The organism is Micromonospora sp. RTGN7, assembly GCF_033804645.1.
GTDB lineage: Bacteria > Actinomycetota > Actinomycetes > Mycobacteriales > Micromonosporaceae > Micromonospora.
Genome location: NZ_JAPZLF010000009.1, coordinates 127,049 through 147,517 on the forward strand (window position 1 = coordinate 127,049; position 20,469 = coordinate 147,517).

The following is a 20,469-nucleotide window of genomic DNA, read 5'->3' on the forward strand; positions in this document are numbered from 1 at the left end:
GGTCAGTGGGCTTGGACACTGGGCCGGACGGGCAGGTCCACCATCTCCGCGCCGACCCGCTGTGCGTCCGCAGTCGTTCGCCACGGGTGGCTCCGGCTTGAGCCGGAACGAGCCCGCGACCTTTCTGCCGGTAGATCTCCTGGGTTTCGGGTCCCAGGGGATGCACCAGTGACACAGTTCTCCCGCGCACGACGGTGACGGGTCGAGCGGACCGACTCGTCGGGCAGGACCGTGCGCACTTCCCGGGTCTTGCCGAACGTGTAGACGCCGGCATACGTCGGGTTCTTCAACGCCTGCGCCACCCGGGAGTGGGTCAGCTTGCAGATGAGCGTTGTTGCTCAACTCCGGGCGGCGGCGCGGCGGTGGGCGCGGCGCCGCAGCCGGCGGATCGCCTCCAGTAGCCCGGTGATCACGAACGACAGCCCGACGCCCGCCAGCACGCCCGCGATGGGATTCCGCTCGAAGACCAGCCCGCCGAAGTAGCCGAGCAGCCCGCAGTAGACCGCCCAGGACCCGGCGGCCAGGGTGTCGAAGAGCAGGAACGACCGCAGGGGGTACCGCACGGCGCCCATCGTCAGGGTCACGGCCGTCCGCCCGCCGGGCACGTACCGGGCGGTCATGAGGATGATGGCGCCGCGCCGGTCCACCGCCCGGCGGGCCCACTCCGATCCGGTCCGACGGCGGCTCTCCGCTGGCAGCCGGGCCAGCCGGTGCGCGCCGCCGCCCCTGCCGATGGCGTACGACAGATTGTCGCCGGCCAGCGCGCCGACCGCCGCCACCACGATCACCGCGGCCAGCTCCGGCTGCCCGCCCGCGGCGAAGACCCCGGCGGTGACCACGATCGTCTCGCCGGGGACCGCCGGGAAGACGGCGTCCACCGCGGTGACCAGGAAGATCACCAGATAGACCCACGGTGAGGTGACCGTGTCGCGGAGCAGGTCGAGCACCGACTGCATGCCTTCATGTTCTGCCGGCAGGGTGTCAGGAAGGGGCTCTTCCTATACAAAAGGCGCTAACAGCGTGCCCTTCCTTACCGCCTTACCCTCGGCGGTCGGCGAGTGGGAGGTGAGCACGACCGGGGCGCAGAGCGCCTCCTCCACCGCCGAGGGCCAGTCGGACGGCGGGCCGTCGTCGTAAACCGGGCGGGCCGCCAGCAGGCGGGCGGTGCGGGCGGCCTGCCGGTCCAGGTCGCCGGGCGGGCCGGGCTCCAACCGGTCCGGCGTGTCGTAGCGGCGGCAGATCCGCAGCCCCCGGTCGGCGAGGTCCAGGTGGGTGAGCGCGAGGCCGTCGACCCCGCCGGCCACCGCCAGGGCGTACCGGTGGGCGACCGCGTCGAAATGGCCGAACCTGAACCGCCCCTGCCACGGGTTGGTCGGGTTGCGCGGGTCGGCCAGCGCCAGGGTCGGGTCCTCGGTGACCAGCGGCCCCGGGCCGTGCCGGGTGGTCGCGATCCGCAGCACGCCCAGCCGCTCGGCCGTACCGGCCTGGCCCGCCTCGGCGAGCAGTGACTCGGCGTTGGCGAACGTGGTGGTGCTCCAGGTCGTGTACGGGTGGAAGCCGTGCCACTCGTCGAGCAGCACCCCCTGCGCCCCCTCGAAGACGCACGCCCCGGCGCGCAGCACCCCGGCCAGGTGCGCCCGGTCGACGATCGCCACCCGGTCGGCGAACCCGGTGAACGCCGGCAGGCAGTCGGCGACCGGCGGGGCGTCCAGCGGGCCGAGTTCGGCGGTCAGCCGGCCCCGCAGCGCGGTGAGCCGGCGGCGCAGCACCGCCGGGGTGCGGCAGTCCGCCACCCTCGGCGCGGAGTCCGGGTGGGCGAGCCCGTACGCGACGGCCTCGCCCACCCCCAGCCCGCAGGAACCGTGCCGGTCGGCTCCCCGGGCCAGCTCCCGGGCCCGGTTCGCGGCCCGGTGGTAGGGCGTGGCCAGCAGCGCCTCCCCGTCGACCGTGAGCCGGTCGAGCGCGTCGGGCACCCCCACCGAGGTGAGGTGGTCGGCCTCGGCGGCCAGGGCCAACGGGTCCACCACCACGTGCCGCGTCAGGTGGGTCCGCACCCCGGGGCGGAACGTCCCGGCCCCGAACTGCGCGAACGTGTGGTGCCGCCCGTCGCGCAGGACGACGTTGTGCGCCGCCTGCGCGCCCCCGTTGAAGCGGACCACCGTGTGGACGGGCCGGGTCGCGCAGAGCCAGTCCACGACGGTGCCCTTGCCGGCGTCGCCGTAGCCGAGGTCGACCACCATCACGTGGTTCACAGCCGGGTGACCCCCCGGGCGCCGGCGCCGGTGGCGGGCAGCGCGGACTGGGCCGGCAGCGCGCCCACCTGGCCCCGTGCCGCGTTGAGCGGGGCCAGCGCCCTGGACACCGTGCCGGTGGCCGTCGAACCGGCCCGCTTCAGGTCCGCGAGCCCCTGGTCCAGGTCGACGGCCTGCTCACCGAGGCCGACGGTGAGCGCGATGGTCTCGCAGACGGCGTCCAGGTCGTCAAGCACGACGGCGTTCTGCCCGAGCAGGTCCCGCCAGAAGTCCAGCACCTTGGCGTTGCCGGCGTAGTGGCTGCCGGCGGGGAGCAGGTAGTACGTGTCCCAGCGGCGGGTCACCTCGTCGACGATCTGCCGCAGCGGCACGTCCTCGCCCAGGTCCTCGCCGATCAGGCGGCTGACCTGACGCCGGTCCACCCGGGGGTAGGCCAACTCGTCGCCGATGATGAACAGGTAGCCGCGCCGGCCGCGCCTGTCCCAGCAGTCCGTCGCCGTGCGCCGGGCCATGAAGTACATGGCCAGCTCGTACGACTCCGTCATCTGGCCGCCACCGCCGCCCTCCAGCACGATCCGGCCGAGGTCGTCGTCCATCCGGTTGTCCGACTCGAACTGCCCGACCTGCAAGGGCACCCGGTCGCAGGTGGCGTCGCCGATCGCGCCGAACATGATCTGCGGGTCGCGGGCGTACCCCTGGCGCAGCAGCAGCCCGAGCAGCTGCGGCAGCTTGGTCTGGAGGGTGCGGGGCACGTGTCCCATCGAGCCGGTCACGTCGAAGAGCACCGAGATGGCCGTTGACTGCGGGTGCTCGGCCGAGTCGCGGCTCTCCCGGACCGCGCCGCGCGGGTCGAGGGCGTCGTGCACGCTCCGCGCCCCGCTGTCGCTGTAGGAGAACGCGCTCTTGCCGGTGGCCCGGCGATAGCTGTCTGCGGCGTCGTACACGTCGGTGGACCACATTCCACTGCCCATGGCAGCCTCCCTAGGGGTTGAGGGTGAAGGGTCGGAAGGTGCGCGGCCCGTAGAGCCGCTCCAGCACCTCGTCCAGTTCGCCGAGCAGGTGCCAGGCGTCGTCGGGTCGGGCGTTCAGGGCCGGGCGGCGGCAGCCGTCGGCGAAGGCGCGCAGCTCGCGCGGCGCCCGGTCGCCCATCAGCCAGGTCATGCAGCGGGCGGCCATCGCCAGGTCGGTGCCGGGTCCGCAGGGGCGCTTCGCGGCGACCTCCGGCGGATACCAGTCCTCGTGGCCGGGCACCAGCGCCGCGATCGTGCCGCCGCCGACCACCGAGAAGCACCAGTCGACGAGCACCACGCCGTGCCCGTCGGGCTCGATCAGCACGTGCCGGGGCAGCACCGCGCCGTGCACCACGCCGGCCCGGTGGGCCAGGCCGAGGGCGACCAGCAGCCGCCGCCACATCCAGGCCGCGTCCCGGGCGTCCAGCCCGCCCGGGTACGCCCGGCGCACCTCGTCGAGGCTGTGCAGCCCGGGCGCGGTGGCCAGCACGGTGATCCGCCGCTCGGCCCCGGTCGAGACATCCCGGTGCCGGAAGGAGTCGACCAGCCGGGGCAGGTAGGGCAGGTAGCGCGGGTCGCCCCGCTCCTCGACGGTGCGCAGGGCGTGCGCCTCGCGGGCCATCAGGTCGTTGTCGGCGGGGTTGCGGGGCAGCTTGAGCAGCCGGTCCGCGCCCACGTCGTAGAGGTCGGCAAGGTCGCCGGTGAACCTGAGCGGGCCGAGCGGGTACACCCCGAGCACGAACCCGGCGGGCCCCGCCGCTCGGCCGGCCCGCCAGCGGGTGGTGACCCGCACGAAAGCGTCGGTGGCCTCGGCGCGTACCGCCTCGTCGAGCGCGCCCAGCCGGTCGGGGTGCAGGGCCGCGACCAGTTCGCGGTAGCGGCGGGCCGGTGCGTCCGCGCCGAAGAGGTCGGCGTCGGTGCGGGCCGCCGCGACCAGCCGGACTGCCTCGTCGGTCCTCATCGGATCGTCTCCTCGCGGGCGGGGCGCAGCAACGCCGGGTGCAGCAGTCGGGCGTCGCCGGCGCGGTAGAGCTTGGCGCGGGGGCCGCCGCGGGTGCCGCCGCGTTCGGTGCTGTTGCCGGTGCTCTCCACGAAGCCCGGCACGGAGAGCACCTTGCGGTGGAAGTTGCCGGCGTGCAGGGGGTGGCCCCAGACCGTCTCGTAGACGGCGCGCAGCTCGGTGATGGTGAACTCGCTGTCGAGGAAGCGGGTGGCCAGCGGCGCGTACTCCAGCTTGGACCGGGCCCGCTCCAGCCCGTCGTCGGTGATCCGGGCGTGGTCGAAGGCGAGCTGCCGGCTGGGCAGCACGGTCACCGGCAGCCAGAGCGCCTCGTCGGCGTCGCTGCCGGCGGCCGGGTCGGGTAGGTCGGGGGCGAACGCGAGGTGTGCGACCGAGACGATCCGCATCCGGGGGTCCCGGTCGGGGACGCCGTAGCTGCCGAGCTGCTCCAGGTGGACGCGGCGCAGCCGCTCGCCGCCGAGCCCGGTCTCCTCGGCCAGCTCCCGGCGCGCGCCGGCGGCCAGGTCCTCGTCGGGGTGGACGAAGCCGCCGGGCAGCGCCCAGTGGCCTTCGAACGGCGGCGCGCCCCGGCGGACGAGCAGCAGGTGCAGCGCGCCCTCGCGGATGGTCAGGGCGACCACGTCGACGGTGACGGCGACCGGCGGATGGGCCCGGGGGTCGTAGGCGGCCAGGTAATCCTGCTCGTTCACGTCGTCGCTCTCAATCTGAGAAGAACTCGATGTGAGAACAACTTAGCGCACGCGGGGGGCCGCCGCCAACCCCCGGCCTCGCTCAGCGCACAGCGCCCGCCAGGTGCGGACGGCCGGCCCGCGCGTCGTTCAGGGCGAACTCCCAGCCCGGGCCGTCGGCGCCGACGCTGAACGCCACTGTGGATGGCAGCGGCACCGGCAGCTTGAAGGCCACCTCCACGGTGTACGCCTCCGGCAGCCGGTTCTCCAGGGCGGCCAGGCAGCGGGCCTTGCTCCACATGCCGTGCGCGATCGGGCGCGGGAAGCCGAACAACCGTGCCCCGAGCCGGGAGGTGTGGATCGGGTTGTGGTCGCCGGAGACCCGCGCGTAGTGCACGCCCACCCGGGGGGTCACCCGCCAGTGGGCGGTGGCGGCCGGTGCCCCGGGCCGCTCACCCGGACCGCGCCGCTCGCCGCCGCCGGCCGCGCGCTCCTTGCCGAGGTACGTCGACACGCCCCGCCACACCTCCTCCCCGCCGATCGATCCGACCAGGACCACGTCGACCTGCCGGCCCCGGTCGTGCGGGCGCAGACGCTCCGCGTACGCGCTGAAGTCCAGCGTCTCGCCGGCCTCGACCGGTCGGTGCACGGTGATCCGGTTGGCCACGTGCACCAGGCCGGCCAGCGGCATGGGGAACTCCGGCCCGGTCATCAGCCGCAGCGCCAGCGGAAAACCCATGACGTGCGGATACGTCGCCGGCAGTCGATCGGCCAGCCGGAACCCGCACACCCGGTCGTAGTCGGCCAGGTGCGCCCGGTCGACGGTGACCCCGGCGACGGTCAGCTCGACCCCCGGCAGGGTGTCGCCGCGTCGGCGACCCACCCCGGGCAGGGCCCCGAGTAGGGCGCGCCGGTAGAGGGGGCCGGCCTGCGGCAGCCGGGGCAGCTCCACGACCGCCCTGCCCCCAGCAGCGTCATCGGTGAGCCCCGACAGCTCCTGCTGTTCGGCGGGGGCCGGGCCGGGCCCTCCCGCGCCGGCGGGACGGGCCGCTCGGACGGCGGCCAACTCCTGCGCGGAGATGACCTCGGTCGGCCCCTCGATCAGCTCTTGCACCGACAGGTCGTCGGCGTGGTCGTCCGCCCTGGCCATCACGCCCCCAGCAGGCTCTGGCCGCAGACCCGGACGATGTTGCCGCTGACCGCGCCGCTGGCCGGCCAGGCCAGCCAGCCGATCGTCTCGGCGACGTCCACCGGCAGGCCGCCCTGGGACATGCTGTTCATCCGGCGGCCCGCCTCCCGGATCATCAGCGGGATGCGGGCGGTCATCCGGGTCTCGATGAAGCCGGGGGCGACCGCGTTGATGCTGATCTGGCGCTCGCGCAGCACCGGGGCGAGGGACTGCACCAGGCCGATCACCCCGGCCTTGGAGGTGGCGTAGTTGGTCTGGCCCCGGTTGCCGGCGATCCCGGCGATCGAGGAGACCGAGACGATCCGCCCGCCGGCCGGGATCAGCCCCCGCTCCAGCAGCGCGTCGTTGATCCGCTCCTGGCTGGAGAGATTCACGTCGAGCACCGAGTCCCACCGGTCGACGTCCATCCGGCCGAGGGTCTTGTCCCGGGTGATGCCGGCGTTGTGCACCACCACGTCGACGTGCCCGTGCCGGCCGGCCAGGTGGTCGGCGAGTCGGGTCGGTGCGTCCGGGGCGGTCAGGTCGAGCTGCACGGCGGTGGCGCCGATCTCGTTGGCCACGGCGGCCAGTTCGTCCCCGGCGGCCGGGACGTCCAGCGCGACGACCTGGGCCCCGTCGCGGGCCAGCACCCGGGCCAGGGCGGCACCGATGCCCCGGGCCGCCCCGGTGACCAGGACGACCTGGCTGTCCAGCGGTCGGTCCCAGTCGGCCGGCGGCTCGGCGGTGCCGGTGCCGACCCGGACCACCTGCGCCGAGACGTACGCGGACCGGCCGGAGAGCAGGAACCGCAGGGTGGACTCCAGGCCGGTGGTCGTGCCGGCGTCGCCGGTCGCGGTGACGTAGACGAGTTGGGCGGTGACGCCCCGGCCGAACTCCTTGCCGATGCTGCGGGTCAGCCCTTCGAGGGCTCGCTGGGCGGTCGCCTCGCGCGGCGAGCCGCACTCCTCGGGCGGGGTGCCGAGGACGATCACCCGCCCGCTGGGCAGCACCGACCGGGCCTGCGGATGAAAGAAGTCGTAGAGCTGGCGCAGGCCGGTGGAGTCGGTGACGCCGGTGGCGTCGTACACCAGGGCGGCGTGTCGCCGGTCGGTGCCGGCGGCGGCCGGGTCGGCCAGCTCGACCCCGGCGGCGGTCAGGATCTTGCCGACCGGCTCGGAGAGCCGGCTTCCGGTGGCCGCGCCGAGCAGGACCGGCCCGGGGAGCAGCGGGTCGCCCGGGGTGTGCCGGCGCAGTCGTGGTGGGTCGGGCAGCCCGAGGCGCTTGACCAGCGCCCGGCCGGCCCCTGATCGGACGAAGCTCGCGTACCTGTCGGTCATAGGCGTAGCCTACTGGCCAGTAGGTTATGGGCAAGCCCTGAATTGGAGGCGGGATCGTGCAGAGCATCCGGCGGGTCGCGGTCATCGGCGGCAACCGCATCCCCTTCGCCCGGTCCAACTCCCGGTACGCCAGCGCGTCCAACGCGGACCTGCTCGGCGCGGCGCTGGACGGCCTGGTGGCCCGGTTCGGGCTGGCCGGCCAGCGGGTCGGCGAGGTGGTCGCGGGTGCGGTGCTGAAGCACTCGAAGGACTTCAACCTGACCCGTGAGGTGGTGCTCGGTTCGCGCCTCGACCCGCACACCCCGGCGTACGACATCCAGCAGGCCTGCGGCACCGGCCTGGAGGCGGCGATCCTGGTCGCCAACAAGATCGCCCTCGGCCAGCTCGACGTCGGCATTGCCGGTGGCGTGGACACCACCTCCGACGCGCCGCTGGCCGTCAACGAGGAGATGCGCCGCACCCTGCTCCGGCTGAACTCCGCCCGCACCCTCGGCGAACGGTTGAAGATCGCCGCGAAGCTGCGCCCGTCGCAGCCGTTCCGGCCGGACATCCCGCGCAACGCGGAGCCGCGTACCGGGCTGTCGATGGGCGAGCACGCGGCCCGCACCGCCCTGCGTTGGAACATCGACCGGGCGGCCCAGGACGAGCTGACGCTCCGCTCCCACCAGGGGCTCGCCGCGGCGTACGAGCGGGGCTTCTTCGACGACCTGATGACGCCGTACCTGGGGCTGACCCGGGACCAGAACCTGCGCCCGGACAGCAGCCTGGAGAAGCTCGGCTCGCTCAAGCCGGTCTTCGGGAACCGGGGCCCGGACGCCGACCGGGCCACCATGACCGCCGGTAACTCCTCCCCGCTCACCGATGGCGCGTCCACCGTGCTGCTGGCGAGCGAGGAGTGGGCGCGCCAGCACAGCCTCCCGGTGCTCGCCTGGTTCAGCTGGTGCGAGACGGCCGCCGTCGACTTCGTGCACGGCGACGAAGGGCTGCTGATGGCCCCCGCGTACGCCGTGCCGAGGATGCTGGCCCGGGCCGGGCTGACGTTGCAGGACTTCGATCACTACGAGATCCACGAGGCGTTCGCCTCCCAGGTGCTGGCCACCCTGGCGGCCTGGGAGTCGCCGGAGTTCTGCAAGGAGCGGTTGGGCCTGGACGCGCCGCTCGGCGCGATCGACCGGGAGAAGTTGAACGTCAACGGCTCCTCGCTGGCCGCCGGGCACCCGTTCGCGGCCACCGGCGGCCGGATCGTGGCGACCCTGGCGAAGCTGCTGGCGGAGAAGGGTTCCGGGCGCGGCCTGATCTCGATCTGCGCGGCCGGCGGCCAGGGCGTGACGGCGATCCTGGAGCGCTGACCCGCAGCGGGCCTCGCCCCGGGGCTGCCCGACATCGCGCCCGGCCACGCCGTCCCAGCCGGTTCGGACGCTATGGCGCAGACGTGTTGACCGGCGCTCTTCCCACCACCGACTGACAAAACGCACAAAAACTCATATTCAACTTCGAACCTCTCCACGATGAAGGCACCTGTCGTCCTTCATCAGGAGGTTCGTAGTGAGATCCAGACGATGGCTGGTCGCCGCGCTCTCCGGCGCGGCCCTGGTCCTGCTCCCCGGTGCCGCGTCGCAGGCCACCATCCCCACCGGGGTGGCCCAGGCCGACGTGCTCACCGACGACGGGCGGGGGGGGGGGGGGGGGGGCGCCCCCCCCGCCCCCCCCCCGGCCCCCAACCCCGGTGGTGGCCCCTCCCAGCCGTCACCGTCACCGCCGCCGTCCGAGAGTCTCTGCCGTCCCGGCCTGCCGCCGAACGCCCCGGAGACCACCCAGTTCTTCTCCGGAAACAGGCTGCTCGGGCCGGCCCAACTGCCCGCCGCCGCACCGGTCGGGCCGCTGCTCGCCGGCTACCAGCGGCTCGGCGCGCAGACCGAGAGCCAGTGGCTGGCGAACTACACCGCCGGCAGCCCGGCCCAGTTGCGCTTCCCGCCGCAGGACGGCTACGTCCTCGGCCCGCACGGCGAGCCGATCAAGGCCCGGCAGACCCTGCTGTTCGGGTACCGCCTCGACCGCTTCGGCTTCCCCGGCGGCGGCTTCCTGTCCCCGCTCGGCACCCCGTTCAGCGCTCGCTCGCTGGCACCCCAGAGCCTGAACACGCCGCCGATCCCGCCGCCCCCGCCCGGCGTTCCGGCGGCGGCCCCGCTGGCCAACTACCACACCTACTGCGTGCTCAAGCCGTTCGACGTCGACTCCGGCCCGATCGCGCCGTGGTTCGCCCAGCCCGGCCTGGGCACCCAGTTCCAGCTCAACCAGGCGTACGTGCCACAGGCCGGTGGGACCCTGAACGTGCAGTGGCTCATCGACCACCAGTACATCGTCGAGGAGTACCTGAGCGCCGCCGTGCCGTCGTGCCCGACGACCGCCGTGCCGAGCCAGGGTGGGACGGGCGCCGCAGTGCCCGTCTGCTGAGGCCCGTGAACAGGGGAGGTCGGGAGTGGACCGGTACGAGGTGCGTGACGCCCTGCTGGCGACGGGGATGTCACCGGACGCCTTCGAGCTGGAAGGCGTGCACGAACACGTGCCGGTCCCTCCCGACTTCTGGTTCCTGCGCCGGTCGGCCGGGCAGCGGTGGGAGATCGGCGCCTACGAGCGCGGCAGGTACGACGTCCGGCTGGTGTTCGACACCGAGGAGGAGGCGTGCGCCGGGCTCTGGCGGGCACTTACCGGCCGCCCCGCACCCGCGTCCTGACACCGGCTGACCTGCCTGGGTTGCCCAGCGGCCTCCCGTCGACCAAGGCAGGGGGCGCAGCGAGCACCCCGCGAGCCGCTGCCCTCCGTCCCTTGGGCATGACGCGAGCGAAACGTTCCGCGCGGTCTACCTCAACATTAATGTCGGTCGTCCCGCGCCGTACTGATCCGCTATCTGGGCAGGTCGGGCCGCTGTTGCCGGGCGTACCTATGGTGGGTTCCAGCCGCCCCGGACCTCGCCGGCGGCGCCCCCGAAGGAGTGGCCATGCCTGGTCGAGCCCTGCTCCGCCCCACCGCCGTCGTCCTGGTAGTCGCGCTCGCGGCCAGCGGCTGCACGTCCACGACGAGTTCCACAGAGTCCACCGCGTCGACGACGGTGACCGGGGCCCCCGACGACGCGGCTGCGGCACCGGGCGCCGCCGCGACGACCAACGCCCCCGGCGCCGGCGCGACGGGCGGCGGCACGAAGGACAGTGGCGCGCCCGGTGGCGGCGCGAAGGGCGGTGGCGCGCCCGGTGGTGGCGCTACGGGCGGTGGCGCGAAGGGCGGTGGCGCGCCCGGTGGCGGCAGTCAGTCCGGCACGAAGTCGGGCGGTCCCACCATCGCCTACTTCCGGGTCGCCGACAAGCCGACCTGTCCGGCCGGGACCAACGTCAGCCCGATCGCCGGGACCCCGGTCCTCGTGGAGTGGAAGGTCAGCAACGTCGACTCCGTCGCCCTCTCGATCGACGGCCCCGGCGTGTACGCCGACGGCTACCCGTCGGCCGGCAGCGAGGCCTTCAACTTCCCCTGCTCCGGCAGCGGGGGCGACGTCCAGAAGCACACGTATCTGCTGACGGTCCGCAACGCCCACGGCACGCAGACGAGGACCGTCGTGGCGAGCGCCACGGTGCACGACATCCCGACGGTGTGACCGGCGCCTCCTGACCAACTCCTAGGGGTGTCGGAGATAGCCTGGCTCGGCCGGTGGGCCAGGCGTGCGGGACAATGAGGTACGTGACAACGATCCCGAACGTGCTCGCCCACCGCTACGCCTCGCCCGAACTGGTCGCCCTCTGGTCGCCGGAGGAGAAGGTACGGATGGAGCGGCGGCTCTGGCTCGCCGTCCTCCGGGCCCAGCGCGACCTCGGTGTGGCCGTCCCGGACGGGGTCGTCGAGGCGTACGAGCGGGTGCTCGACGACGTGGACCTGGCCTCGATCGCCGAGCGCGAGCGGGTCACCCGGCACGACGTGAAGGCCCGGATCGAGGAGTTCAGCGCGCTCGCCGGGCACGAGCACGTGCACAAGGGGATGACCTCCCGGGACCTCACCGAGAACGTCGAGCAGCTCCAGATCCGGGCCTCGCTGGAGCTGGTCCGGGACCGGGTCGTCGCCACGCTCGCCCGGCTCGCCTCGCTCGCCCACGAGCACACCGGCCTGGTGCTGACCGGCCGTTCGCACAACGTCGCCGCGCAGGCCACCACGCTGGGCAAGCGCTTCGCCTCGGCCGCCGAGGAGCTGCTGATCGCGTACGAGCGGCTGGAGGACCTGATCAACTGGTACCCGCTGCGCGGGATCAAGGGTCCGGTCGGCACTGCCGCCGACCAGCTCGACCTCTTCGACGGCGACGCCGGCAAGGTCGCCGAGCTGGAGCGCCGGGTCGCCGAGCACCTCGGCTTCTCCCGGGTGCTCGACAGCGTCGGCCAGGTCTACCCGCGCTCGATCGACATGGCGGTGCTCGCCGCGTTGGCACAGGTCGCCGCCGCGCCGTCGTCGCTGGCCACCACGATCCGGTTGATGGTCGGCCAGGAGTTGGTCACGGAGGGCTTCAAGCCGGGCCAGGTGGGCTCCAGCGCGATGCCGCACAAGATGAACACCCGCTCCAGCGAGCGGGTGAACGGCTTCGCGGTGATCATCCGGGGTTACCTGTCGATGGTCGGCGAGCTGGCCGGCGACCAGTGGAACGAGGGGGACGTCTCCTGCTCGGTGGTCCGCCGGGTCGCCCTGCCGGACGCGTTCTTCGCCGCCGACGGGCTGTTCCAGACGTTCCTCACCGTGCTCGATGAGTTCGGGGCGTACCCGGCGGTGATCAACCGGGAGCTGGAGCGCTTCCTGCCGTTCCTGGCCACCACGAAGATCCTGGTCGCCGCGGTGCGCCGGGGCGTCGGCCGGGAGGCCGCGCACGAGGCGATCAAGGAACACGCCGTCGCCGTGGCGCTGGCCATGCGGGAGCGAGGGGCCGCCGAGAACGACCTCTTCGACCGCCTGGCGGCCGACGAACGGCTGGGCCTGACCCGCGCGGACATCGACGCCCTGATCTCCGACCGCACCGCCTTCACCGGCGCCGCCGGAGCCCAGGTCGACGCGGTCAACGCCCGAATCGCCAAGATCGTTACCGCCCACCCCCAGGCCGCCAGCTACACCCCACCCCCCATCCTCTAACCCCCCGTACCCTCGCCCACGTCGATCATCGAGTTGACGGGGTTTGTTGGAGATCAACTCTGCCGCCAATCTCATGATCGACGGGGACGGGGACGGGGACGGGGACGGGCGGGGTGGCGACGGGGTGTGGCTGGTGGGGTTAGGGGGTGGGGGTTTCGGGGGCTGAGGTGAGGTTGGGGGCGCTGGCCGGTTCGGCTATGCCGCCGGGGGCCTCGACGATCGCCGGGTCGTTGGCCGTCTCGGCCGCGATCAGGGGCTGGTCCGGGGGCATCACGTCGGGGGTCAGGGAGGCCACGATCACCGCCGTTCCGTAGGCGCAGATCTCCATCCACATCTCGCCGCAGTCCCGGCTGTCGAAGCGCATGCCGATCACGGCGTTCGCGCCGAGCCGGCGGGCTTCCTCGCCGAGGCGGGCCACCGAGTCCGTACGCCAGCGGGTCAGATTGTCCGGCGCCATCGGGTCGTACGCGCCGCCGCGGAGGTTCTTCACCCCCTCGCGGTACGGGTTGCGTGTCCTGGCCATCGAGGACACCACCTCGCCGAGGATCTGGCGGATCTCGTAGCCGGGCAGTTGATCCGTCGTCACGACCAGCACACTTCGATGCTGTCGTACCCGGAGGGAGTCGGTTCGTCGGCCGTGGTCAGCTGACCGGATGCTGCGAAACGAGTCGGCGCGGACGACCGGCATTGTGCCGACCATCCGTGCCGAGGACGGTGTCAACCACCCGACAGGGCCCAGACGGGGTGTCGGGGAGGGGGACCGTCAGACACCGGCCACCGAGGTGATCCAGGCCCGGTTGTACGCGACGCTGCCGTAGTTCTGGATGTTCTGGCCGTCGGCGGTGGAGGCGACGCCGACCTGCTGGCCGTTGTAGAACTGCGGGCCGCCCGAGTCGCCCCGCCACGCGTTGCCGTTGACCCGGGTGCTGCGGGTTGCCTGGCCTCCGTACGCGTCGGTGACGTTGGTGCTGGTCACCCGGACGCTGGCGGTCTTGAGCTGGCTGGAGGCGGAGCAGCCGCGGTAGCCGTTACTGAAAACGGCGGCGGCCCACGGGGCGTAGGAGACGCTGCCGCCACCGATGATGGGCCGGGGGCCAGCGTATCGACTCCTGCCGATGGATGCTAGGGGTGGTCGGCTCTGCCGGCACGCGCTTGATCGAGACTGGGTGATGTAACAATTCGGCGACCCCGGGCGTGGCGAATCGCCTGCTCTCGGACGCTCTGCGGGTGATCGGACACGATGTGGCCACCCGTCCCGCCGGTTATGTTGATCACTGCCTGCACTGCCCCTGCCGGTGCGGCTGAGGCGGTATCTGCCAGGTAGGCTGGCTCCGCTCGCCCGTTGTGGGTCGGCACCCAACTGCGTACACAGTCAGGAGTGCCCAGTGCCTCGCGTCGTCGTCGACGTCATGCTTAAGCCCGAGATCCTCGACCCTCAGGGCCAGGCCGTCGCAAACGCGCTGCCCCGGCTCGGCGTCAGCGACGTCGCCTCTGTCCGGATCGGCAGGCGGATCGAGATCGAGTTCACCGGTGAACCGGACCTGGGCCGGGCCCGGGAGATCGCCGACAAACTGCTCGCCAACCCGGTCATCGAGGACTACACCGTCCGCCTGGTCGAGGCCGACGAGACCGCGGACGCACACTCGTGACCGCCCGGGTCGGTGTGGTGACGTTCCCCGGCTCGCTCGACGACGGGGACGCGGCCCGTGCCGTCCGGATCGCCGGCGGGGAGCCGATCCGGCTCTGGCACGGTGAGGCGGACCTGCGCGGGGTCGACGCCGTCGTCCTGCCCGGCGGGTTCTCCTACGGTGACTACCTGCGCTGCGGCGCCATCGCCCGGTTCGCCCCGGTGATGGAGACCCTGGTGGACGCCGCCCGGGGCGGCCTGCCCGTGCTCGGCATCTGCAACGGCTTCCAGATCCTCTGCGAGGCACACCTGCTGCCCGGCGCGCTCACCCGCAACCAGCACCTGCACTTCCGCAACCGGGACCAGGTCCTGCGGGTCGAGGCCACCGGCACGGCGTGGACGAACACGTTCCAGCCGGGCCAGGAGGTGCTGATCCCGGTCAAGAACGGCGAGGGCTGCTACGTCGCCGACGCTGCCACCCTGGACCGGCTCGAGGGCGAGGGTCGGGTCGTCGCCCGTTACGTCGGCGGCAACCCCAACGGGTCGCAGCGCGACATCGCCGCGATCACCAACCCTGCCGGCAATGTGGTCGGCATCATGCCGCATCCCGAGCACGCCGTGGAGGCGCTCACCGGCCCTTCCCTGGACGGCCTCGGCTTCTTCACCTCGGTGCTCAAGCACCTGGTGGGGGCCCCGGCGTGACCGTGCGCGGCACCATCGGTCGGCTCCACCGCCCCAGTGGCGGCGAGCGCAGCGAGGAGAGGTCATGACCACCCATCCGGACCCGGCGACACGGGAGACCCCGGGCGGCTTCCCGGCTGCCCCGGCGGAGCCGCTCGCGGCCACCGTGGCGACGCAGCCCGGCCCGGTCGGCCCGACCCGGCCCGTCGAGCCGGTCCGCCGCCCGGACCAGGCACGCCCCGCGCCGACCGGCGACTGGGCGCACGGCCTGGACACCGTGTCGCGCGCCACGGACACCCCCGGCGAGCTCCAGCCCTACGCCGAGCTGGGCCTGCGCGACGACGAGTACGACCGGATCCTGCACATCCTCGACCGTCGCCCCACCCAGGCCGAGCTGGCCATGTACTCGATCATGTGGAGCGAGCACTGCTCCTACAAGTCGAGCAAGGTGCACCTGCGCCAGTTCAGCGAGAAGGCCCCGCCGAGTGACCGGCTGCTCGCCGGCATCGGCGAGAACGCCGGCGTGGTGCAGGTCTCCGACGAGCTGGCGGTGACCTTCAAGGTCGAGTCGCACAACCACCCGAGCTTCGTCGAGCCGTACCAGGGCGCGGCGACCGGCGTCGGCGGCATCGTCCGGGACATCCTCGCCATGGGCGCCCGCCCGGTCGCCGTGATGGACCCGCTGCGCTTCGGCGCGGCCGACCACCCCGACACCGCCCGGGTGCTGCCCGGCGTGGTGGCCGGCGTCGGCGGCTACGGCAACTGCCTGGGCCTGCCCAACATCGGCGGCGAGGTCGTTTTCGACCCCTGCTACCAGGGCAACCCGCTGGTCAACGCGCTCTGCCTCGGCGTCCTGCGGGTCGACCGGCTGCAGAAGAAGGAGGCCACCGGTCCCGGCAACGTCGTGGTGCTGATGGGCGCCCGGACCGGCCGGGACGGCATCGGCGGCGTGTCGGTGCTGGCCAGCGCCACCTTCGACGAGGGCAGCGAGCAGCGCCGCCCGTCCGTGCAGGTCGGCGACCCGTTCATGGAGAAGCTGCTCATCGAGGCGTGCCTGGAGCTGTACGACGCCGAGCTGGTCGTCGGTATCCAGGACCTGGGCGGCGCGGGTCTGACCTGCGCGCTCACCGAGACCGCCGCCTCCGCCGGCACCGGCATGCGGGTCTGGCTGGAGCGGGTTCCGCTGCGCGAGGCCTCGATGGAGCCGCAGGAGATCCTGGCCAGCGAGTCCCAGGAGCGGATGCTGCTGGTCGTCTCCCCGGACAAGCTGGAGGCGGTACTCAAGACCGCCGAGAAGTGGGGCGTCTGGGCCACCGCGATCGGCGAGGTCACCGCGCCGTCTCCGGACGGCCAGCCGGGCCGACTGGTGGTCACCTGGCGCGACCAGCTCGTGGTGGACGTCCCGCCGGGCTCGCTGGTCGACGACGGCCCGGTCTACGCCCGGCCGATGCGCGAGCCGGCCGACCTGATCCTGCTCCAGGCCGACCGGGCCGAGACGCTGCCCCGGCCGTCGAACCCGGAGGCGCTGCGCGAGACCGTGCTGCGCATGATCGCCTCGCCAAACCTGGCCGACAAGACCTGGGTCACCGAGCAGTACGACCGGTACGTGCTGGGCAACACCGTGCTCGCCCAGCCGGAGGACTCCGGCGTGATCCGGATCGACGAGCACACCGGCCTGGGCGTCGCCCTGTCGCTGGACGGCAACGGCCGGTACGCCCGCCTCGACCCGTACAACGGCACAAAGCTTGCGCTGGCCGAGGCGTACCGGAACGTGGCCGTGACCGGCGCGAAGCCCATCGCCGTGACCAACTGCCTGAACTTCGGCTCGCCGGAGGACCCGGGCGTGATGTGGCAGTTTGCCGAGGCCGTGCGCGGCCTGGCGGACGGCTGCCTGGAGCTGGGCATTCCGGTGACCGGCGGCAACGTCAGCTTCTACAACCAGACCGGCGCGGCGGCGATCCACCCGACCCCGGTGGTCGGCGTGCTCGGCGTGCTGGACGACGTCGCCGAGCGGGTGTCGATGGGCTTCGTCCCGCGCCAGGCAGGCGAGCACGACCAGCTCTTCCTGCTCGGTGAGACGCACGTGGAGCTCTCCGGCTCGGAGTGGGCCTGGGTGACCCACCAGCACCTCGGCGGCATCCCGCCGCAGGTCGACCTGGGCCGGGAGCGGCAGCTCGCCGACCTGCTGGCCGAGGCCGCCCGGGTCGGGCACGTCAGCTCCGCACACGACCTCTCCGACGGCGGTCTCGCCCAGAGCCTGATCGAGTCCTGCCTGCGGCGCGGGGTCGGCGCGCAGATCGCGGTGCCGGAGCAGTTCGCCGACGGCTCGATGCCGTTCGTCTTCCTGTTCAGTGAGTCGGCCGGGCGGGTCCTGGTCTCGGTGCTGCGCGGGCACGAGAAGGCGTTCACCGCCCTCTGCGCCGAGCGCGGGGTGCCGTGGGAGATCATCGGGGTCACCGACCAGGCCGGCGGTGCCCTTGAGGTGCGCGGCCAGTTCCGGATCGGCCTGGACGAGCTGCGCGCCGCACACAGCGCCACCCTGCCCCGGCTCTTCGGCGGCTCCGAGCGGGCCGAGCCGGCGCAGCCCACCCCGGCGAAGCAGGCCGACGCCCCGGTGACCGACGAGGCTGAGCCGGCCGCCGAGCCGTCGGCCGGCCCGGGTGACGCCGGGCAGCCCGCCGGGCCCGATCAGCGCTGAGCATGTGACCCCGGCCGTCTTCGTCCAACCCGGTTCCGGCGCCCGGTTCGACTGGGGGCTGACCGGGGCAGCGGAGCTCGGCCGGGTCTGCGCCATCCTGTTGGTGGTGGACGTGCTCTCGTTCACCACCAACGTGGAGGTGGCCGCCGCCCGGGGCATGCGGGTGCACCCGTTCCCCTAGGGTGACCAAGGCCGGGGAGTACGCCCGCCGGGTCGGCGCCGTCGCCGCGGTGGGCCGTCGGCAGACGACCCCGGGCCACCCGTGGTCGCTTTCCCCGATCGGGGTGGTCGCCTCCGGAGAACGCTGGCCGGACGGCTCGCTGCGCCCATGCGTGGAGGACCAACTCGGGGCGGCGTGCGTGCTCGATGCCCGCTCCGGAGTGGCCGGCGGTTTGTCGGTGGAGGCGGCGATGGCGCTCGCCGCACTGGCCAGTACCCCGGATGTGCCGGCCGCCGTGCGCGGCTGCGTCTCCGGCCGGGAACTCGCCAAGGGCGGCTTCGCCGGTGACGTGGAGGTCGCCGTCCAGGTGGGCGTGTCGACGGTGGTCCCGGTGCTGCGCCAGGGCGTCTTCTCCGCCGCCTGACCCCCTGTCGAGGACGTCGACGGCTCCTGATGAAACGGTCGTAGCCGGCGACGGTTCGACCCTGGACGCGACGAGAGCGGCTGCCCGACCGGGCAAGCCGCTCTCGTGTCGTACGGGGTTCGCCCGTGTCGGTCAGTCGTTGTCCAGCCAGTCCAGCCGCCGACCGCTGCGGTCCTGCTGCTGCGGCGGAGGGCCGTCGGGTCGGCCCCGGTCCGGCTGGGGCTGGTCGCCGTAGTAACCGGCACCCTGCTGCTGGTCGTAGCTGGTCGGCTGGTCGTAGCCGCCGCGCTGCTGCGGGGGCTCCTGGCCGTACCCACCGGACTGGCCGTAGCCGCCCTGTTGGCCGCCGTAGCCCTCGGTGCCGTAGCCGCCACGCTGGTCATGGGCACCGGCGCTGCCGTAGCCGCCCTGGGCGTAGCCGCCTTCGCCGCCGTAGCCGCCTTCGCCGCCGTAGCCGCCGCCCTGCCGGCCGGCGTCGTAGCCGCCCTGCTGGCCGGCCTGCTGGCCGTACCCGCCGCCGGCGGGCTCGCCGCCCCGGCCGCCGTACTGCGGGGGCTCCGGCTGCCCGTAGCCCTGCCCTTGGTCGGCCTGGTAGGTGCTGGTGGGGTACGGGTCGGCCGGCGGGGTGTACGAGCCGGCGCCCTCGCCGGTGTAGCGGCCGGTCGGCTCGTCGTAGCGCTCGCCGTACCCGCCGCCCTGGGCCGGGTAGCCCCCGGCTGCCGCGTCGGTCGGCGCGCCGTAGTCCCGGTTGCCGTAGCCGGCGCCGGAGGCCGGGGCGTCGTTGCCGTACTGACCGGGCGCGCCGGCGTAACCGCCTCCTGCGCCGTATCCGCCGCCGGCGGCGGTGCCGTAGCCGGCGCCGGCGGCCGGAGCGTCGTTGCCGTACTGACCGGGCGCGCCGGCGTAGCCGCTTCCGGATGCGGGTGCGTTGCCGTAGCTGCCGGCCGCGCCGTAGCCGCCCTGGGGCTCGTCGGCGTAGCCGCCGCTGCCGACCCAGCCGCCCTGCTGGCCGCCGGCACCGTAGCTGGGTGGCGGTGCGCCGTACGGGTCCGGGGGGACGTCGTCAACGACCGGCCGGTGCATCATCGTCGGCGCGTCGCTGAGCGAGGCGCCGCCGACCATCGTCGGGTCCGGCCCGGCACCGACCCGGTTGACCACCCGGGTCTTGTCGTCCGCCCCGTGGTATGCCCCATGGGCGGCCGGCACCGCACCCGCGGCGGCACCGCCGGCCGGGACGTCGTCGATGTCGTCGCCGTTTTCCCGGCGCTTCATCCAGAGCAGCACGATGGTGCCCACGCCCACGGCCACGAAGAGGCCACCGAGCAGGATGAGCAGCCAGGAGCCGAAGCCGCCGGAGTCCTCGTCCTCGGCGGCGGCGTTCTGCGGGGCGCCCGGGCTGGCCTCGGGGCTCTCCTCGGCGGCCTCCTCGGTCGCCTCTTCGGTGGGCAGCGGCTCCTTGCTGGCCGACGGGGTGGGGCTCGGAGTCACCTCGACCTTGATCGCAAGGCTGATCCGCTGCCCGGTGACACTCTGCCCGGCCTCGGCGGTGAAGGACTTGGTGGCGCGGATCTCGCCCTGGATCGCGCCGAGGTCGATCCGGCCCGGGGTGATCGGTTTCGACGTGCTGCCGGTGAAGCGGTAGTTGCCGCTGCCGTCGCTGGTGGTCTCGTAGCGGTGGCTGGCGCTGTCCTGGAGCATGACGATGGCGTTCGGCACGGCCCGGCCGTTGGCCGTCGCCACCACCCTGCCGGAGACCGACCTGACGGTCTGCACCTCCTGCTGCGTCGGCTCCGGCGCGGCCTTCGCCTTGACGCTGAGCTGGAAGTCCTGACTGTTGCGGCCGGCCTGAAGGCTGAACGTGCTGATGGTCACTCGCTGGTTCGCGTTCGGTGCGTCGCCGGAGGCACGGAGCTGGACGACGTGGCTCACCGGGGCGGCGCCGTCGAGGCCGACATTGCCGCAGCCGCCCGCGCAGGTCACGCCGCGGGGGAGACCCACGACATCGACCCTGACGGCCTTCTCGTCCTCGTCCTTCGGCGTCAGCTGCACGTTGATCGAGGTGCTGCCGCCGGCCTCGATGGTCCCCGAGCTGGGGGAGATGCTGATTTCGGCAGCCAGGGCAGGTGTGGCGGGGGCGGCGAGTAGGGCGCCGAATGCCAACGCCGCGACCACACCGGCCCGCTGCTTCCAGGCACGTCGGTGTGTTGACACGTCCACCGCCTTCCGGTCTGACTTCCCTGGCCGGCGGGGCGCCGGGCCGGGGATCATC

18 protein-coding genes and 2 pseudogenes are annotated in these 20,469 nt (G+C 73.4%); 9 read left to right on the forward strand and 11 right to left on the reverse strand.

All coding sequences use genetic code 11. The features are described 5' to 3' along the window. Positions 1 to 2: 2 nt before the first annotated feature. The 8 genes from SNR22_RS29385 to SNR22_RS15645 form a co-directional block, all read right to left on the reverse strand. Positions 3 to 302 carry a hypothetical protein gene (locus tag SNR22_RS29385; protein ID WP_413775644.1) on the reverse strand — a complete coding sequence of 100 codons (300 nt, stop codon included), beginning with the start codon at positions 300 to 302 and terminating at the stop codon, positions 3 to 5. 36 nt (positions 303 to 338) lie between these two features. Beyond that, on the reverse strand, positions 339 to 956 hold the full coding sequence (locus SNR22_RS15615; RefSeq protein ID WP_320067298.1) for a DedA family protein: 618 nt from the start codon (positions 954 to 956) through the stop codon (positions 339 to 341). A 42-nt stretch (positions 957 to 998) separates the two neighbouring features. Beyond that, a complete protein-coding gene (locus SNR22_RS15620) occupies positions 999 to 2,252 on the reverse strand; it encodes an adenylosuccinate synthetase (protein ID WP_320067299.1) in 1,254 nt (417 codons plus the stop codon). After that, a complete protein-coding gene (locus tag SNR22_RS15625; RefSeq protein WP_320067300.1) occupies positions 2,249 to 3,223 on the reverse strand; it encodes a hypothetical protein in 975 nt (324 codons plus the stop codon). The genes SNR22_RS15620 and SNR22_RS15625 overlap by 4 nt, the downstream gene beginning before the upstream one ends. Positions 3,224 to 3,233: 10 nt before the next feature. Beyond that, entirely contained in the window at positions 3,234 to 4,223 is a 990-nt protein-coding gene (locus SNR22_RS15630; protein WP_320067301.1) for a serine/threonine protein kinase, read from the reverse strand. After that, entirely contained in the window at positions 4,220 to 4,972 is a 753-nt protein-coding gene (locus tag SNR22_RS15635) for an NUDIX hydrolase (protein WP_320067302.1), read from the reverse strand. The genes SNR22_RS15630 and SNR22_RS15635 overlap by 4 nt, the downstream gene beginning before the upstream one ends. 82 nt (positions 4,973 to 5,054) lie before the next feature. Further along, positions 5,055 to 6,101 (reverse strand): MaoC family dehydratase, encoded by a 1,047-nt coding sequence (locus SNR22_RS15640; protein ID WP_320067303.1) that lies wholly within the window; start codon positions 6,099 to 6,101, stop codon positions 5,055 to 5,057. Further along, positions 6,101 to 7,456, reverse strand: coding sequence for a 3-oxoacyl-ACP reductase (locus SNR22_RS15645; RefSeq protein ID WP_320067304.1), 1,356 nt, complete (start codon positions 7,454 to 7,456; stop codon positions 6,101 to 6,103). The genes SNR22_RS15640 and SNR22_RS15645 overlap by 1 nt, the downstream gene beginning before the upstream one ends. A gap of 56 nt (positions 7,457 to 7,512) precedes the next feature. On the opposite strand from SNR22_RS15645, the gene SNR22_RS15650 reads away from it, so the two are divergent. The 5 genes from SNR22_RS15650 to purB all read left to right on the forward strand — a co-directional run bounded on the left by SNR22_RS15650 (position 7,513) and on the right by purB (position 12,610). After that, positions 7,513 to 8,805, forward strand: coding sequence for an acetyl-CoA C-acetyltransferase (locus SNR22_RS15650; RefSeq protein ID WP_320067305.1), 1,293 nt, complete (start codon positions 7,513 to 7,515; stop codon positions 8,803 to 8,805). Positions 8,806 to 9,001: 196 nt separating this feature from the next. Beyond that, positions 9,002 to 9,910, forward strand: coding sequence for a TNT domain-containing protein (locus SNR22_RS15655; protein ID WP_320067306.1), 909 nt, complete (start codon positions 9,002 to 9,004; stop codon positions 9,908 to 9,910). A 25-nt stretch (positions 9,911 to 9,935) separates the two neighbouring features. Beyond that, the gene (locus SNR22_RS15660) at positions 9,936 to 10,190 is read left to right on the forward strand and encodes a hypothetical protein (RefSeq protein ID WP_320067307.1); all 255 of its coding nucleotides are present in this window, start codon (positions 9,936 to 9,938) and stop codon (positions 10,188 to 10,190) included. Between the two features lie 264 nt (positions 10,191 to 10,454). Beyond that, a complete protein-coding gene (locus SNR22_RS15665; protein ID WP_320067308.1) occupies positions 10,455 to 11,102 on the forward strand; it encodes a hypothetical protein in 648 nt (215 codons plus the stop codon). Between the two features lie 83 nt (positions 11,103 to 11,185). Continuing rightward, the gene (gene purB / locus SNR22_RS15670; protein ID WP_320067309.1) at positions 11,186 to 12,610 is read left to right on the forward strand and encodes an adenylosuccinate lyase; all 1,425 of its coding nucleotides are present in this window, start codon (positions 11,186 to 11,188) and stop codon (positions 12,608 to 12,610) included. 139 nt (positions 12,611 to 12,749) lie between these two features. Here purB and SNR22_RS15675 read toward each other — a convergent pair whose 3' ends face one another. Further along, entirely contained in the window at positions 12,750 to 13,310 is a 561-nt protein-coding gene (locus tag SNR22_RS15675) for a YbjQ family protein (protein WP_320067310.1), read from the reverse strand. Positions 13,311 to 13,373: 63 nt separating this feature from the next. Continuing rightward, positions 13,374 to 13,628, reverse strand: a pseudogene (locus tag SNR22_RS15680) (trypsin-like serine protease); the annotation flags it as partial. Positions 13,629 to 13,995: 367 nt separating this feature from the next. On the opposite strand from SNR22_RS15680, the gene purS reads away from it, so the two are divergent. The 4 genes and pseudogenes from purS to SNR22_RS15700 all read left to right on the forward strand — a co-directional run bounded on the left by purS (position 13,996) and on the right by SNR22_RS15700 (position 18,200). Further along, a complete protein-coding gene (gene purS, locus SNR22_RS15685; protein WP_320067311.1) occupies positions 13,996 to 14,259 on the forward strand; it encodes a phosphoribosylformylglycinamidine synthase subunit PurS in 264 nt (87 codons plus the stop codon). Next, entirely contained in the window at positions 14,256 to 14,939 is a 684-nt protein-coding gene (gene purQ / locus SNR22_RS15690; RefSeq protein ID WP_320067312.1) for a phosphoribosylformylglycinamidine synthase subunit PurQ, read from the forward strand. Before purS ends, purQ begins: the two co-directional genes overlap by 4 nt. Positions 14,940 to 15,003: 64 nt before the next feature. Next, positions 15,004 to 17,616, forward strand: a complete 2,613-nt coding sequence (purL, locus tag SNR22_RS15695; RefSeq protein ID WP_320067313.1) for a phosphoribosylformylglycinamidine synthase subunit PurL — start codon at positions 15,004 to 15,006, stop codon at positions 17,614 to 17,616. A gap of 4 nt (positions 17,617 to 17,620) precedes the next feature. Then, positions 17,621 to 18,200 (forward strand): annotated as a pseudogene (locus SNR22_RS15700) (hypothetical protein). A gap of 132 nt (positions 18,201 to 18,332) precedes the next feature. Here SNR22_RS15700 and SNR22_RS15705 read toward each other — a convergent pair. Further along, positions 18,333 to 20,468 (reverse strand): carboxypeptidase-like regulatory domain-containing protein, encoded by a 2,136-nt coding sequence (locus SNR22_RS15705; RefSeq protein ID WP_320067314.1) that lies wholly within the window; start codon positions 20,466 to 20,468, stop codon positions 18,333 to 18,335. Between the last annotated feature and the right edge of the window lies 1 nt (position 20,469).